At 68.0% G+C, this 14,027-nt stretch carries 14 protein-coding genes; 6 read left to right on the top strand and 8 right to left on the bottom strand.

Annotated elements, in window-relative coordinates; all coding sequences use genetic code 11:
- Nucleotides 1–68: 68 nt before the first annotated feature.
- Nucleotides 69–854: an ABC transporter ATP-binding protein gene (locus C8E99_RS03645; protein WP_115931151.1), complete on the top strand. Its 786-nt coding sequence runs from the start codon at nt 69–71 to the stop codon at nt 852–854.
- Nucleotides 854–1,633, top strand: a complete 780-nt coding sequence (locus tag C8E99_RS03640; protein WP_115931150.1) for an ABC transporter permease — start codon at nt 854–856, stop codon at nt 1,631–1,633. The genes C8E99_RS03645 and C8E99_RS03640 overlap by 1 nt, the downstream gene beginning before the upstream one ends.
- Nucleotides 1,634–1,643: 10 nt before the next feature.
- On the opposite strand, the gene C8E99_RS03635 is transcribed toward C8E99_RS03640, so the two are convergent.
- Nucleotides 1,644–2,036: a universal stress protein gene (locus C8E99_RS03635; protein ID WP_115931149.1), complete on the bottom strand. Its 393-nt coding sequence runs from the start codon at nt 2,034–2,036 to the stop codon at nt 1,644–1,646.
- Between the two features lie 133 nt (nt 2,037–2,169).
- Between C8E99_RS03635 and C8E99_RS03630 the strand changes: the two genes are divergently transcribed.
- The 4 genes from C8E99_RS03630 to C8E99_RS03615 all read left to right on the top strand — a co-directional run bounded on the left by C8E99_RS03630 (nt 2,170) and on the right by C8E99_RS03615 (nt 6,446).
- Entirely contained in the window at nt 2,170–3,180 is a 1,011-nt protein-coding gene (locus C8E99_RS03630; RefSeq protein WP_245952065.1) for a Bug family tripartite tricarboxylate transporter substrate binding protein, read from the top strand.
- Nucleotides 3,177–3,782, top strand: coding sequence for a tripartite tricarboxylate transporter TctB family protein (locus tag C8E99_RS03625; RefSeq protein WP_245952064.1), 606 nt, complete (start codon nt 3,177–3,179; stop codon nt 3,780–3,782). Before C8E99_RS03630 ends, C8E99_RS03625 begins: the two co-directional genes overlap by 4 nt.
- A 1-nt stretch (nt 3,783) precedes the next feature.
- Entirely contained in the window at nt 3,784–5,289 is a 1,506-nt protein-coding gene (locus C8E99_RS03620; protein WP_115931147.1) for a tripartite tricarboxylate transporter permease, read from the top strand.
- Nucleotides 5,290–5,390: 101 nt separating this feature from the next.
- Nucleotides 5,391–6,446 carry a GTP-binding protein gene (locus C8E99_RS03615; protein ID WP_115931146.1) on the top strand — a complete coding sequence of 352 codons (1,056 nt, stop codon included), beginning with the start codon at nt 5,391–5,393 and terminating at the stop codon, nt 6,444–6,446.
- Nucleotides 6,447–6,461: 15 nt separating this feature from the next.
- Here C8E99_RS03615 and C8E99_RS03610 read toward each other — a convergent pair whose 3' ends face one another.
- From C8E99_RS03610 to C8E99_RS03580, 7 genes are all read right to left on the bottom strand, one after another.
- Complete coding sequence (locus C8E99_RS03610) at nt 6,462–7,523, bottom strand: alcohol dehydrogenase catalytic domain-containing protein (protein ID WP_211308977.1); 1,062 nt, start codon at nt 7,521–7,523, stop codon at nt 6,462–6,464.
- Nucleotides 7,524–7,589: 66 nt separating this feature from the next.
- Nucleotides 7,590–8,033 carry an aconitase X swivel domain-containing protein gene (locus C8E99_RS03605; protein WP_115931145.1) on the bottom strand — a complete coding sequence of 148 codons (444 nt, stop codon included), beginning with the start codon at nt 8,031–8,033 and terminating at the stop codon, nt 7,590–7,592.
- A complete protein-coding gene (locus C8E99_RS03600) occupies nt 8,030–9,310 on the bottom strand; it encodes an aconitase X (protein ID WP_115931144.1) in 1,281 nt (426 codons plus the stop codon). Before C8E99_RS03600 ends, C8E99_RS03605 begins: the two co-directional genes overlap by 4 nt.
- Nucleotides 9,297–10,676 (bottom strand): FAD-dependent oxidoreductase, encoded by a 1,380-nt coding sequence (locus tag C8E99_RS03595; protein ID WP_115931143.1) that lies wholly within the window; start codon nt 10,674–10,676, stop codon nt 9,297–9,299. The genes C8E99_RS03600 and C8E99_RS03595 overlap by 14 nt, the downstream gene beginning before the upstream one ends.
- Nucleotides 10,676–12,391, bottom strand: a complete 1,716-nt coding sequence (locus C8E99_RS03590; RefSeq protein WP_170144519.1) for a dihydroxy-acid dehydratase — start codon at nt 12,389–12,391, stop codon at nt 10,676–10,678. Before C8E99_RS03590 ends, C8E99_RS03595 begins: the two co-directional genes overlap by 1 nt.
- Nucleotides 12,392–13,186 carry an ABC transporter permease gene (locus C8E99_RS03585; protein ID WP_170144518.1) on the bottom strand — a complete coding sequence of 265 codons (795 nt, stop codon included), beginning with the start codon at nt 13,184–13,186 and terminating at the stop codon, nt 12,392–12,394.
- Entirely contained in the window at nt 13,176–14,024 is an 849-nt protein-coding gene (locus C8E99_RS03580; RefSeq protein ID WP_115931142.1) for an ABC transporter ATP-binding protein, read from the bottom strand. The genes C8E99_RS03585 and C8E99_RS03580 overlap by 11 nt, the downstream gene beginning before the upstream one ends.
- Nucleotides 14,025–14,027 lie beyond the last annotated feature (3 nt).

Here is a 14,027-nt window from a genome sequence, read left to right as displayed (position 1 = left end):
TGGTCGCCCAGCACGGTGATGACGGGCGGCACCTGTGCGCACGGCCCGTGATGCCTAGCGTCAGGACCATGACCATTCCAGCCCCAGCACCGGCCATCCTTGCCGAGAACCTGCGCAAGTCCTACCGCGGCAGGAGAGCCGTGGACGGCATCACCCTGTCCGTTCAACCCGGTGAGGTGATGGGAGTCCTCGGGGCCAACGGCGCCGGCAAGACCACCACCGTGGAGATGATCGGCGGACTGCGCACGCCGGAGGCCGGCACCGTCCGGGTCCTCGGGCTCGACCCCCGGCATGATCGCGGTGCGGTACGTCAGGTCCTCGGCGTTCAATTGCAACAGTCCTACTTGCACGGGGCGCTGACCGTGGCCGAGCTCGTGGACCTGTACCGCAGCTTCTACCCCGACCCGGTCCCGGCGGAGGAGCTCGTCGACCGCGTGGGCCTCGGCGCACAGCGCCGGACCCGGTTCGAGAAGCTCTCCGGCGGCCAGCAACAGCGGGTCTCCATCGCGCTCGCGCTGGCCGGCCGCCCGCGCGTCGTGATCCTGGACGAGTTGACCACGGGACTGGACCCGCGGGCGCGCCGCCGGCTGTGGTCCCTGGTCGAGCAGATGCGCGATGACGGCGTGACCGTGCTACTCGTCAGCCATGCCATGGATGAGGTGGAGCACCTGTGTGACCGGCTCGTCGTCCTCGACGCCGGACGCGTCATCGCCCGCGGCACCCCAGGCGAGATCACCTCCGCCACTGGGACGCCCTCACTGGAGGAGGCCTTCCTGGCCCTGACCGGGCGGGATCTCGACGAGGACGACGACGGCTCGACAGAGAAATCCACCACGGAAGCCGAGGCCCACTGATGACAACCGCCACCCTTCATCCGCCCACGGCACGACGTCCCGGCCCGAAGTCCTGGCTGGCCCTGGTGGGAGCCGAGGCGAAGATGGTCACCCGGGACACCTCCGGACTCATCATCCCGTTGGGCCTCCCCCTGCTGATCCTGGTCATGAGCGCCGCACCGGCCTCCCAAGAAGTCATCGTCAACGGACGCACTGCGCTGGACCTGTTCGTGCTTCCACTGGTGCTGACCGTCATCATCGCGACCATCGGCATCATCAACATGCCCAGCTTCTTGGCCTACTACCGCCGCTCTGGAATCCTGCGCCGACTGGCCGTCACCCCGGCGTCTCCGGCGATGGTGCTGGTGGCACAGGCGGTGGTGAGCCTCCTGCAGGCCGTGCTCGGACTGGCCTTGGCCCTGGCCGTGGCGTTCTGGGGGTTCGGGGCGAACCCGCCCGCTCACCTGTGGGCCGGCGTCGGGATCTTCCTGCTGGCCCTGGCCGCGATGTATGCGCTGGGGATGATGGTGGCCGCCGTTGCCCCGACGCCGAACTCGGCCGTCGCCATCGGCCTGGTCCTGTTCTTCGCCTTCGGCGCCCTGGGAGGGTTGTTCGGTGGGGTGCAGATGCTGCCTGACGCGCTGGCGCCGCTGGCCGACTGGCTGCCGTTCGGGGCCGCGGTCCAGTCGTTGGGATCGGCGTGGGCCGGCGTGGCCGTTGAGATGACGCACCTCGTCAGCCTGGCCACCACCACGGTGATCGGCACCGGGGTGGCGATCTGGCTGTTCCGCTGGGAGTAGGACGGCAGCGTCAGGGACTCCTGGGAACCTTGACCGCGATCACCGGGACGGAGGCGCCCAATAGGATCTCCTGGGCGTTCGAGCCGAGCAGCAGCTTGCCCACCGGACTGCGGTGCTTGATACCGACCACGATCACGGACGCGTTCAGTTCCTCGGCCACGTCCAGCAGGTCACCGGCGGCATCTCGACCGCGGGCATCCGGCTGACGGTGCGTGATCGCGAGGCCCGCCAGCGCAGGATGGTCGGCCAGTCCGGCAACGGAGTCCGAGGCTCCGGACCCACCCTCGCCGCCGTCGAGGTCGAAGATGATGAGATCCTCACCCCGGCGCGTGGCCTCGGCCACCGCGAAATCCACGGCCGCCCGGCCCTCCGGGCTACCCGTCCGCCCCACCAATACCGACATGCCGACTCCCTCCGGTGTGCGGACGCGTCACCGCGACGTCCCGCCCTTCGTCCACGAATGTGACTCAGGATACATTTCCCTGTAGACAAGGGGAGCACCAGCCCATGAGCCAGTCCAGAGGGGGACGTCCAGCATGGCAGCTGACCATCACGCCACATCAGGTAAACCCGGCATCGGCATGATCATCTATGGCGTGATAGCCGCCCTGGTGATCGGGGCGGCGTCGTTCTTCTCGATCCAGTCGGCCACCGCCGGGGCGGACCTTCGCAGCAATCTGACCCTGATCGCGCCGGCGGGCGCCGGCGGCGGCTGGGATGGGTTCACCCGCTCCCAGCAGTCCGCGATGCGCGTCAACGGGATCGTCAACAACGCCCAGGTCGTCAACATCCCGGGCGCCGGCGGCACCATCGGCCTCGGCCGGTTCAGCACCATGCACGGCCAGGCCGACACCCTCATGGCCACCGGCTCGGTGATGCTCGGGGGGATCGAACTGAACAACTCCCCCGTGGACCTCTCAGACGTGCGGCCCATCGCCCGACTCTCAGACGACTTCGATGCGATCGTCGTCCCGGCCGATTCACCCTATGAGACGATCGACGACCTGGTGGCGGACTGGCGGAAGGATCCCGCGTCCTTCCCGTGGACCGGCGGTTCGGTCGGCTCCATCGATCACCTGATCATCGCCGAGCTGGCCCTGGAGGCAGGCATCGATCCGGCCGAGATCACCTACATCCCGAAGACCTCCGGCGGGGAGGCGATCCAGACCATCGCCTCCGGCACCGCGAAGGCGGCGACCTCCGGATACAACGAGTTCGCGGACCAGATCGAAGCCGGCCGGATCAGGGCCTTGGGCATCTCCAGTCCTGAGCGGCTCGACGGCGTGGACGTCCCCACCATCACCGAGCAGGGGTATGACGTGGTGATGGCCAATTGGCGCGGCATGCTCGCCGCTCCGGGCATCACCGATGAGCAGTTCGAGGAGCTCGAGGCCATCGTCACGGAGACCACCCAGACGCCCGAGTGGCGTCAGGCCCTCGAGGACAACCAGTGGACCGACTCCTTCATGATCGGCGAGGAGTTCGAACAATTCATCGCCGAGGACCAGGAGAAGATCGCCGCCCTGATCGAGGAGTTGGACCTGTGAGTCAGTCCCAGCCCAGCGCCCCCTCGCACCCCGTGGGCGACGCCGGCTCCCCCGCCGCCCGCGGTTGGTGGCACGGACGCAGCGGCCTCTTCCTCGCCGCCTTCATGGCGGCCTTCTCCACGTACCTGCTGGTCGGCATTCTCACCATGGCCGTCCCGGACGGCGCCGATGCCCCCGGACCGCAGTTCGTCCCCCTGATCATCACGGTGGCCGGGTACATCCTCGCCGTCTTGCTGGCCGTTCACTACATCCGCACGCCCGAACCGGCGGTCACCCCCACCTTCACCGCCGAGGACGATGCGACGGAGGAGGAGCGGCGCGCGGCAGAGGCCGCCGCGACCGTGCAGTACCGGACCTTCTCGGACTGGTACGCCGTGGGCTGGAGCGTCGCCGGGTTCCTGGCCTTCGCACTGTTCCTGAACGTGCTCGGCTGGATCCTCGGCGCGGCACTGCTCTTCTGGTGCGTGGCGCACGGGATCGGCAGCCGACGCCACCTCTTCGACGCCAGCCTGGGCCTGCTGCTGAGCAGTTTCATCTATCTGGCCTTCGACGTCGGGCTGGGCCTGTCCCTGCCCTCCGGCCTGCTGGGAGGGGTGTTCTGAGATGGAATCCATCATGAACCTCATGGAGGGCTTCGGCTTGGCGCTCTCCCCCATGAACCTCCTGTGGGTCGTCGTCGGCTGCCTGCTCGGCACCGCGGTCGGCGTCCTGCCCGGATTGGGCTCCTCGATGGCCGTGGCACTGCTGTTGCCCATGACCTTCGCCCTGGACCCCACGGGCGCCTTCATCATGTTCGCCGGCGTCTACTTCGGTGGACTCTTCGGCGATTCCACCATGGCCATCCTCATGAACACCCCGGGCCAGGCCTCCGCGATCGCCTCCACGTTCGAGGGGCATCGCATGGCGAAGGCCGGGCGGGCACCCCAGGCCCTGGCCACCGCCGCCATCGGTGCGTTCATCGGCGGCATGATCGGCTCCATCGTCGTGGTCTTCCTGGCCCCGGCGCTGGCGGACTTCTCGGCCAATTTCGGCCCCCAGGAGTTCTTCGCGCTTGCGCTGTTCGCCTTCGTGGCCACGTCCTCCGTGGTGGCCGACTCGATCCTGAAGGGCCTGTGCTCGCTGATCATCGGACTGGGCATCGCCGTGGTCGGCATCGACCAGACCTCGGGGGCCGAGCGGTTCAGCTTCGGCGTTCCCCAGCTCTTCGACGGCATCTCCCTGGTGACCGTGACCGTCGCGATCCTGGCCCTCGGGGAGGTCTTCCACATCGCCTCGAGGGTGCGCCGCGATCCCACCAACCGCGTCATCCAGGCCAAGGGCCGGCCGTTCCTGTCCGGTCGGGAGTTCCGCGAGGCCCTGCCTGCCTGGCTCCGAGGCACCGGCATCGGCCTGCCCTTCGGCGTCATCCCCGCCGGTGGTGCCGATGTCCCGACCTTCGTGGCCTACGGCCTGGAGCGCCAGCTCGACCGTCGGCGCAAGAAACCCCAGTTCGGCAAGGGCGCCATCCGTGGGCTCGCTGCCCCGGAGGCCGCCGGAAACGCCACCACGGGGACCGCCATGGGTGCGCTGCTGTCCCTGGGCCTGCCCATCTCCGCCACCGCGGCCATCATGCTCGCCGCCTTCGAGCAGTACGGACTGCAGCCCGGCCCGCTGATGTTCGATCGGTCACCCGATCTGGTCTGGGCTCTGCTGGCCAGTTTCTTCATCGCGATGGTCGTGCTGCTGATCCTCAACCTGCCCTTCGCACCGCTCTGGGCCAAGCTGCTGGTGATCCCCCGCCCCTATCTGTACGCCGGGATCACGGTCTTCTGCGGCATGGGCGTCTACGCGACCTCGGGCTCCACCTTCGACCTGTTGATGCTCTTGGGCATCGGCCTGCTGGGATTCGCGCTGCGCCGGTTCGGTGTGCCGCTGGCCCCCCTGATGATCGGCATGGTCCTCGGCCCCCTCTTCGAGACGAGCATGCGGGACGCCCTGGCCAGCTCCAACCAGAGCTACGGCGTCTTCGTCGATGGGCCGATCCCGGTGGCCATCTATGCACTCCTCGCCCTGTCCCTGGCGATCTCCATCGTGGGCCGCGTCCGGTCGAAGGCACGGAAGGACACCTGACCTACCGCGTCAGAGTGTGACGCGGGCGGCGGCATGAATTCGCACTCCACACCTCAGGCACTTTAGGTTAGGTTCACCTTACCAATGAGGGGAACGTCATCATGATCTCGCAGGACAACGCACAGCGTCCCGCCGGTGTGCCCGTGCTCGCCGTGGTGGGCACCCGCCCGGACGTGCGGCTGGAATATGCCACCGAGTTGGCCCGGACTCTCGACCGGCAGCTGGTGACCTCCTTCCAGCTGCGGGGCGCCGAGGAGCCCGCGTCTGAGGCGAGTCGGCTGACTGCCCGGGTGGAGACTCCGGCCGGTGCCGTGGTGGAGATCCCCGACCGGGTGTCCACGGCAGATCTCACCGCCGAACTGTCCTCGACCGCGTCCGCCGCGCGGCTGGAGGACGTGATCTGCGTGGTGGACGCCGCACATGGCGTGCAGGACTTGTTCCGCGAGGATTACCTGGTCCCCCGGAGCGGTCACCCGTCGACGGCCACGGCTCGGTCCCTCGTATCCATCACCCATGTGGAGTATGCCTCCCTGATCGTCCTGGTCAACTGGGAGGATGTCCCCACGGACGAGCTCCGAACCCTGCTGGCACTGGTCCACCACCTCAGTCCGCGCGCACGAGTGCGCCTGCTGGAGGACTTGGCAGACATCCGGGACACCCTGCCGGCTCTCCCCGCGGCCCCGGGCTATGACGCACACCTGGACCGCCCCGGCTGGGTCAACGTGCTGGCCAACGAGTTCGAGACCTTCATCCATGATGACCGCGTGGCGGCCCTCCACTACGACTGCGCCCGGCCGTTCCATCCCGTGCGGATGCATGAGCTGGTCCACGAGCTGATGACCCCTGAGCGGTTCGGCACCGTGGTCCGCTCCGCCGGCTACTGCCGGGTGGCCAGCAGCGCCAACGTCACCGGCCATTGGAACCACGTGGGCAAAGTGATGGCGCTCAGCCCGGTCAGTCTCGACGACGACCTCGAGCTGTTGCTGGACCCCTGGGCGGACACGGACCCCCTGACCGTCGGCCAGAGCCTGGCCTTCATCGGCCTGGACCTGGACCGCGAGGGGCTGATCAGCGCCCTCGACCGGGCCGTGCTGACGGACGAGGAATTCCTCGCAGGACCCTCCGCGTGGGCCGAACAGGTGAAGCGGCTCCCATAGCTCTGGTCACCTGGCTCAGGGGACCAGCATCACCTTGAGGGCCTCGCGGCGGTCCATGGCGGCATAGGCGGCCGGTGCCTGCGTGAGCGGCATGGCGACGTCGAAGACCCGCCCGGGGTTGATCTCTCCGGCGACGACCTGTGCCGTGGCGGACTCGAGGTAACGGCGCACGGGAGCCGTGCCTCCCGTGAGCGTGATGTTGTTCAGAAACAGGCTGCCGCCGATCGGAGCCTCCCGGTACTGGGGAACGCCCACGCGGGAGATCGTCCCGCCGGCGCGCACCACCCCAGCCGCCTGCTCGTAGGCCGGACGATGGCCCACAGCCTCGAGCACCACGTGGGAACCGTGGCCACCGGTGAGGTCCCGCACCAGCTCGATGCCCTCCTCACCGCGTTCGGCCACGACGTCCGTGGCACCGAACTCACGGCCCAGGTCCGTGCGTGAGGCGTGCCGGCCCATGAGGATGATCCGGTCCGCGCCGAGCTGGCGGGACGCCAAAACGGCGGAGAGACCCACGGCACCGTCACCGATCACGGTCACGGTCTGCCCGGGGCCCACCTGGCCCATCGTCGCGGCGTGGTATCCGGTGAGGTAGACGTCCGAGAGACTCAACAGGCTCGCGAGCAGCTCCTCGGAGCCGTTGCCCGTCTCATCGACGGCAGAACCGTCGGCGGCCCGGACAGCCACCAGGGTGCCGTCAGCCAGCGGGACGCGGACGAACTCGGCCTGCAGGCCGATCCCCTGGCCACCGAAGAACCCTCCATGCAGGCAGGAGACGTGGAATCCCTCACGGCAGAACTCGCAGGTGTTGTCCTGGTAGGTGAAGGAGGAGATCACCAGGTCGCCCGGGCGCAGCGAGGTCACGGCCGCGCCGACCTCCTCCACCACGCCCATCACTTCGTGGCCCATCGGGCTGCCCTGCTCCGAGACCTCCATCGAGTGATAGGGATGCAGGTCCGAGCCGCACACGCAGGAACGCACCGTGCGGATGACGGCGTCCGTCGCCTCGATCAGGCTCGGGGCGGGAATGGTCTCGACGCGGACGTCTCCGGCACCGTACATGAAGGTCGCTTTCATGGTCTCCACGCTACCGGCAGTCTCCTGGCCGAACGTTCCGCTCGCCGGCCCGCCTCCGGCGAGGCCCTACCCCACGATGGTGACGGTTCCAGCGTCGGCATCGACCTCCACGATGTCTCCGGTGCGGATGACCTGGACCGGATCACGGTCGAACTCGCTGACGGTCGGTACACGAGTCACCACGGCGCCGAGCACGGCCTTGGTGGTCACCGTGGTGAACACCATCGCTGCCGGAGCCGTTCCCAGCAACCGTGTGCTCTGGAAGAAGCCTGACCAGCCGGACGAGCCCTTGGCCCCGGGGAAGACGAGGACCTTGCCGGTGAAGCACACCCCGAACAAGGCGTGACGCCGTTCGATGATGGTGCCCTGGGCCGGGTCGATGCCACCCCAGCCGGAGATGGTCTCCGGCGAGACGAGGGCTTCGGCCCGGACGATTCCGGGAACGATCCCCCTACCCCTCAGCACCGTTCCGGATACCACGGCGTGGGCTTCTGCGGACGGCACGCTCATGACAGCTCTCCAGTCCAGGTTCCAGTGATCGCGGCCTGCACGCAATCGGCCGTGGTGCCGAACCAGGCCTCGATCCCCAGGATGGCAGGCAGATAGTGGGCCTGCTTGGCGCTGTCGGTGGCGAATACCCGCGTCCCCGTCGGCGCCGTCCGGGACATGGCCGGACAGGAGTCCGTCAACAACCGTCCACCGGCACGGTGGATGACCTCCGTGTAACCGTTGCGGTCTGCCACGGCCCGCAGAGCCCGCGGTGTCATGATCCACAACTCCGTCCCGGGATGCAGCGTCCGCCCGTCCAAGAGGGCGGCGATCTCCCCCAGCTGGTCCAGGGAGGCGTGAGGACAGCCCAGCAGCACGAAGTCGACGTCCTCGGTGTCACCCTGGTTGTTGAGCAGTTCGTACATGTCGCGTCGATCCGAGGCGGTGAACGCCACTGGATCCGGGATCCGGTGCGGGCCGAAGGCGGCTTCCACCGAGGGTGCCTCCGGTGTGACACCAGGCAGGTGGAAGATCTCCACGCCCCCGGTGGTGGCCAGGGCCGCCCCGAGGTGCTTCAGGTCGGCTTGGCTGGGCAGGGCCAGCTCCCCCGTCAGGACGGGCCGCTCCTCCTGGACCACCTGCCCCGCGAAGTACCCGAACAGTCCCCAGTCCAGGAACGAGTCGATGGGCACGTCCGCGCGGATCAGGTGGGATCCGTGACGGTTCTCGTCCAGGTGATTGCCCCAATAGGGGATGCGGCCGGTCAGTCCGGCCGCTCCTGTCGACGCAGTGCCCTCGCAATTGGACTTGGCCCCGATGACCGAGTTCGCGTAGACCACCGCGGAGGACTCCATCCAGGCGATGTGCTCTCCGCGCACGGGCAGGTTTCCCACCTGGTACGGCGTGCACGTGGCCAGGATGTTGATGCCCCGATCACTGGCGAAGGCCTCTGCCTCGGCCTGCAGCTCGACCAGGTGAGGGTTGTAGGGGGTGACGTTGAGGGCATCGGCACTGAAGCCGTGCTGCAGTTGGCACGTGGGGACCCGCATCTTGGGAATCTCGATCTCGTCATCGCAGTCGAGGTTGATGACGGCGTACGCCTTGTTCCAGCCGCCCTCGGCGGCGATCTTCTCCTTCGCGGGGGTGGGTTGGGTCGACGTTCCGGCCACATTGCGGACACTGCACAGCCTCTCGGCCCCCAGTCCCTCCCCGTAGCGGAGCAGCAGGTCCATGGCTGCCGCCACGGCGTCACCGTCCCGCCCGTCCCGCATGGCCCGGTCCTCGTCAGTGAGCTGCATGGAGGTGCTCCTTCTCTTCTTCGTCCTGACGGTTGCTGGACGGCACGCCTGCCGGGACCGTGCCGTCTCCGGCCTCGTCCGGACCGATATTGGCCCGGATGCGTTCGCGTAACTGGGGCAGGTCGATCTCGGCCACGGGACCGCCGTCGGCCAGGTCGAGCGCGTGGGCCGCGGCCTCGCCCATGGCCGCACAGGGGCCCATCACGCGGATGCTGGAGAGGGCGGCCGCGTCGCCGTCCACGCACCGTCCGGCAGCCAGCAGGTTGACGGCACCCCGGGGGGTGATGCTCCCCAGGGGCACATAGTGCACGTGTTCGCCGTCGAATTGCTCCCAGACGTATCCCTCGGGCTGGTCATGCAGTTCGATGGGCCAGGAGGTCCGGGCGATCGAATCCTCGAACCGGAACCCTGAGCGCACCTCGTGTTCGGTGAGCTGATGTTCACCGGCGATCCATCGGGTCTGGCGCCGGCCCGGAAGACCATAGAAGCGGACGGAGGCCTGGCCGAAGGCCGCCGGATGGTGGTCCCGGAGGAATCGGATGACGCGATCGGCCTGGTCCTTGCCGCGCAGTTGGGCTTCAGCGGCCCCGACAGCCTCGAGGGGGGATTCGATGTGGGTCATGTTCAGGACCGCCGTGTCCCGGCCGGGAAAGAAGAAGGCCAGGCCGTCCCGACGGATCAGCCCGTACTCCTCGGCATGGTCGTACACACTCTGGGCCAGGTCCTGGGGGTCCGGCGCGGCGGAGGGGACGAGCCCCTCGACGCGCACCTGCTGCGATCCCCAGATGGTCCGTTCCGGGACGCGGCATTCGAGGCCTGCCTCCCAGGTCAGGGCGGCGTCTCCGGAGGCGTCGATGAAGGCGTCCGCCTCGACCTTCAGCAGTCCGTAGCGCGTCGCGAACGTCACAGACCGCAGGTGGCCGGCGTCGTTGTCCACCGAGAGGATGGAGGCTCCGGTCACGGGGACCACACCCGCCTGGACGATCTCTCGTTCCATCCAGCGGCCCACGGCGTGCTCGTCATAGTTCACCGTGATGGTGTGGCGGTGGTTGTAGGAGAGGTCGCCCGTCTTCTCCAGGGCGGGGAACATCCGGTCGAAGAGCCCGTGCGTGAGCTGGCGGTACTCCGGTCCGTTGCCGTAGACACCGCAGAACAGTCCGATCAGGGAGTTCGCGCATTGCCCGCCGAGCATGGGCAGGGCGTCCACGAGGATCACCCGCCGGCCCAGGCCCGCCGCGGTCAGGGCGGCGGAGACGCCGGCGATGCCGGCACCGACAACGCACAGGTCTCCGCGCAGTTCCTCCAGCGGTCCGCTCGGTGGTTTCGTGACGGTGTGGATCTTCACGTCGGTCAGTTTGTGGGGCATCAGGAGTCCTTGGCGTAGTGGTGGTGCTGCAGTGCGGGGGCAGTGTCGGGGACCAGGGTGGCGCCGCGTTCGAGCGGGGTGACCGTCCGGGCATAGACGCCCAACCAGCCACCGGTCGTGGCGGGCTCGCGGGCCGGCCGGGTCAGCCGGCGTCGCTCGAGCTCCTCCCCGGACACGAGCAGGTCGACGGTCCTGGCCGGCATGTCGGCACGGATCCGGTCGCCGTCGTGGACCAGCCCGAGGGGCCCCTCCAGGGCTCCTTCCGGCTTGACCTCGCCGACGACGATGCCCTGGTTCACGAGCCCGGAGAGCTGGCCGTCGGTCACCACCGCCACCTGACCGGTGAGTCCGGCACCGTTGAGGGCGAACACGACATTGGACGCCATCCCCATTCCCGGTGTGCCGGAGGGTCCCAGGCCGCGCAGGACCAGCACGGAGCCCGCCTCGACCTGATGAGCGTTGATGGCCGAGATGGCCTCTGCCGCATCCTCGAAGACCAGGGCAGGGCCCTCGAAGCTGTCCTGGCGGCGTTCGGTGGCGGAGAGCTTGACGATCGAACCGGCCGGCGCCAGGGTCCCGTACAGGATCTGGATGGTGGCGTGTGTGGCACGCGGCTCGTGCAGGGGGCCGATGATGCTGGCGTCCGGCTCCGGTGCCCGCTGCAGGACCCCGCGCAGCGTGCATCCGCCGATGGTGGCGACCTCGAGGTCCAGGACAGGTCGCAGTTGCAAGAGGACGCCGAGCGCTCCCCCGGCGGCCTCCAGGTCTTCAATGCTGTCCGGGCCACTCGGCCGGATGGCCGTGAGCGGGCCCACCTCGCGTCCGAGCTCGGCGAACAGTGCACTGATGTCCACGTCCACACCGGATTCCACGGCGATGGCCTGCAGATGCTTGACACTGTTGATCGATCCGCTCACGGCCAGCACGGCCGCGACGGCGTTGCGGAAGGCGCCCGGGGTCAAGATGTCCCGGGGACGACGCTGGGCCAACACCGCCTCAACGATGGTCCGGGCGGAGGCACGCGCGTTCTCCCACATCGCCGTGCTGTTGGCCGCCACGGGTGCCGATCCCGGCAGACTCATGCCGAGTGCCTCGGCCATGATGTGCATGGTGTTGGCGGTTCCCATGCCGGTGCAGACGCCGGGGCCGGCGATGGCCCGGTCGCTGATCGTGCAGAGGTCCTCGATGGTGATGCCCCCGGTGGCCACGTGGCCGGCCTTCATGAAGACCTCCTCGATGTCCGCAGGCTCGCCGTTGTCCAGGATTCCGCAGGGCTGGTATCCGCAGGGCACCACGATGGTGGGCACGTTGATCCGTCCGGCCGCCATCAGCTGGCCCGGTGTCGTCTTGTCGCACGAGGCCAGACAGATCATGCCGTCCAATTGGCCGCCCTCCACGGCCGCCTCGATGTCATTGGCCAGCAGGTCCCTGCTGGACAGCACGTAGCCGCCCCGGCCACCGGCGGCCATGATGAAGTCGGTGGGTGCCACCGTCCTGATCTCGAAGCCCACGGCCCCGGCCTCCCGGATGGCCTCGACCACCTGGTCGGCGATGACGTCAAGATGGCTGAAGCAGGGAGAGAGCTTCGAGGAGGAGTTGACCACGGCGATCTTCGGCTTGACCACATCCTCGTCACTGAGGCCGAGTGCCTTCCATTGCGTCCGGCGGGTCGCCCACCGGGGAGAGCCGACCGGGAAGTTGCTGCGCAGCTCCATTCAGCCCACATCCTTTCGCCCATAGACGGATTCGTGCCAGGGGATCGCCACGCGCTTGAAGGAGGTCACGATGAAGTACATGATCAGTCCCACGGTGGCCAGCATCAGGATGACCGCGAACAACGCCGGTGCATTGAGCTCGTTGAGGGTCTTCACCACCATGTAGCCCAGTCCCTCGTTGCCACCCAGGTACTCGCCCACGATGGTGCCGATCACCGCCAGCACGATGGCCGTCTCCATGCCGGCGAAGACGTGCGGCATCATGCTCTTGTACTCCAGATGCCGGAAGGTCTGCCACCGGCTGGCGTTGATGCTCTGCATCAGGTCCCGGTGCCCCCGTTCCACGGAGCGCACGCCCAGCAGGACGTTGAGCATGACGGGGAAGAAGGCCAGGAGGCCGGCGATGATGACCTTGGTGGTCATGCCGAACCCGAACCAGATGACGAACAGCGGGATGAGGGCGACCTTCGGCACCACCTCCAGGGCGATGATCAAAGGCCTGACGCTGGCCTCCACCAGGGGTAACTTCCCCAGGATGACCCCCACGATCACACCGGCCAGCACACCGGCCACGAAGCCCAGGACGATCTCGATGACGGTCACCCGCACGTTGTCCCAGGTGGTGGGCTGCGCGAGGAGTTCCCCGAGGTTCTCGAAGATCATGCTCGGTGGAGGCAGAATCAACGGGGAGACGTCCAGCGCCTTGACGCTCAGTTCCCAGATCACGAACAGCACCACGAGGAGTCCGGGAGTGGTGATCCACGGCAGGACTTTCAGCAGCTTCTTACGATTCATGGTCGTCCTCTTCGTTCAGTGAGGTGTGCAGGTTCCCGACCAGCCCGTGGAAGGCCGCGTCCTTCTTGATCTCGACTCCGCGGGGCCGGGCCAGGGGGACCTCGACGACGTCCTTGATACGACCGGGGCGCGGAGTGAGGTGGACGACCCGGTCCCCCAGGGCCACGGCCTCGTCGATGTCATGGGTGACGAAGACGACGGTGGCGCGGGTGGCCAGGGCGATGCGCTGGATCTCCATGTTCATCTTTTCGCGGGTCAGCGCGTCCAGGGCGCCAAACGGCTCATCCATCAGGAGGAGCTCGGGGTTGTCGCTGAGTGCCCGGGCGATGGCCACCCGCTGGCGCATGCCGCCGGACAGCTCGCGGGGATAGTTGGGGAGGAAGTTCTGCAGCCCCACCAGTTCGGCCAGTTCCCGGACCCGGTCCCGCCGCTCGTTCTTCTTGACCCCGCGCAGGCGCAGGGGCAGGGCGATGTTGTCCTCGATGTTGTACCAGGGGAAGAGATTCGAATCCTGGAACACGACGCCGAGACGCCGGATGACGGATGAGTCGACCGTCTCGTGGTGCCACAGGGCGCGTCCGCCGATCTCGACGTGACCGGCGGTGGGCGGGACCAGTCCGGCCATGATGCGCAGCAGCGTCGTCTTCCCGCAACCGGAACGGCCGATCAGGGAGACGAACTCCTCCTTGCGGATGTCCAGGTTGATGTCGGAGAGCGCGTGGGTGGTCCCGCGTTCGGTCTTGTAGGTCTTGCCGAGTCCGGAGATCCGGATCTCCGGACTCGAGTCCGGCGCCGCAGGCTCAGGCGTTGCCACGGAGGGCTGGGTTTGCATGCTCATGAT

It is taken from the genome of Citricoccus muralis (assembly GCF_003386075.1).
GTDB lineage: Bacteria > Actinomycetota > Actinomycetes > Actinomycetales > Micrococcaceae > Citricoccus > Citricoccus muralis.
Note: the sequence above shows the minus strand (reverse complement) of the source record. Positions and strands in the feature narration are given on the sequence as shown.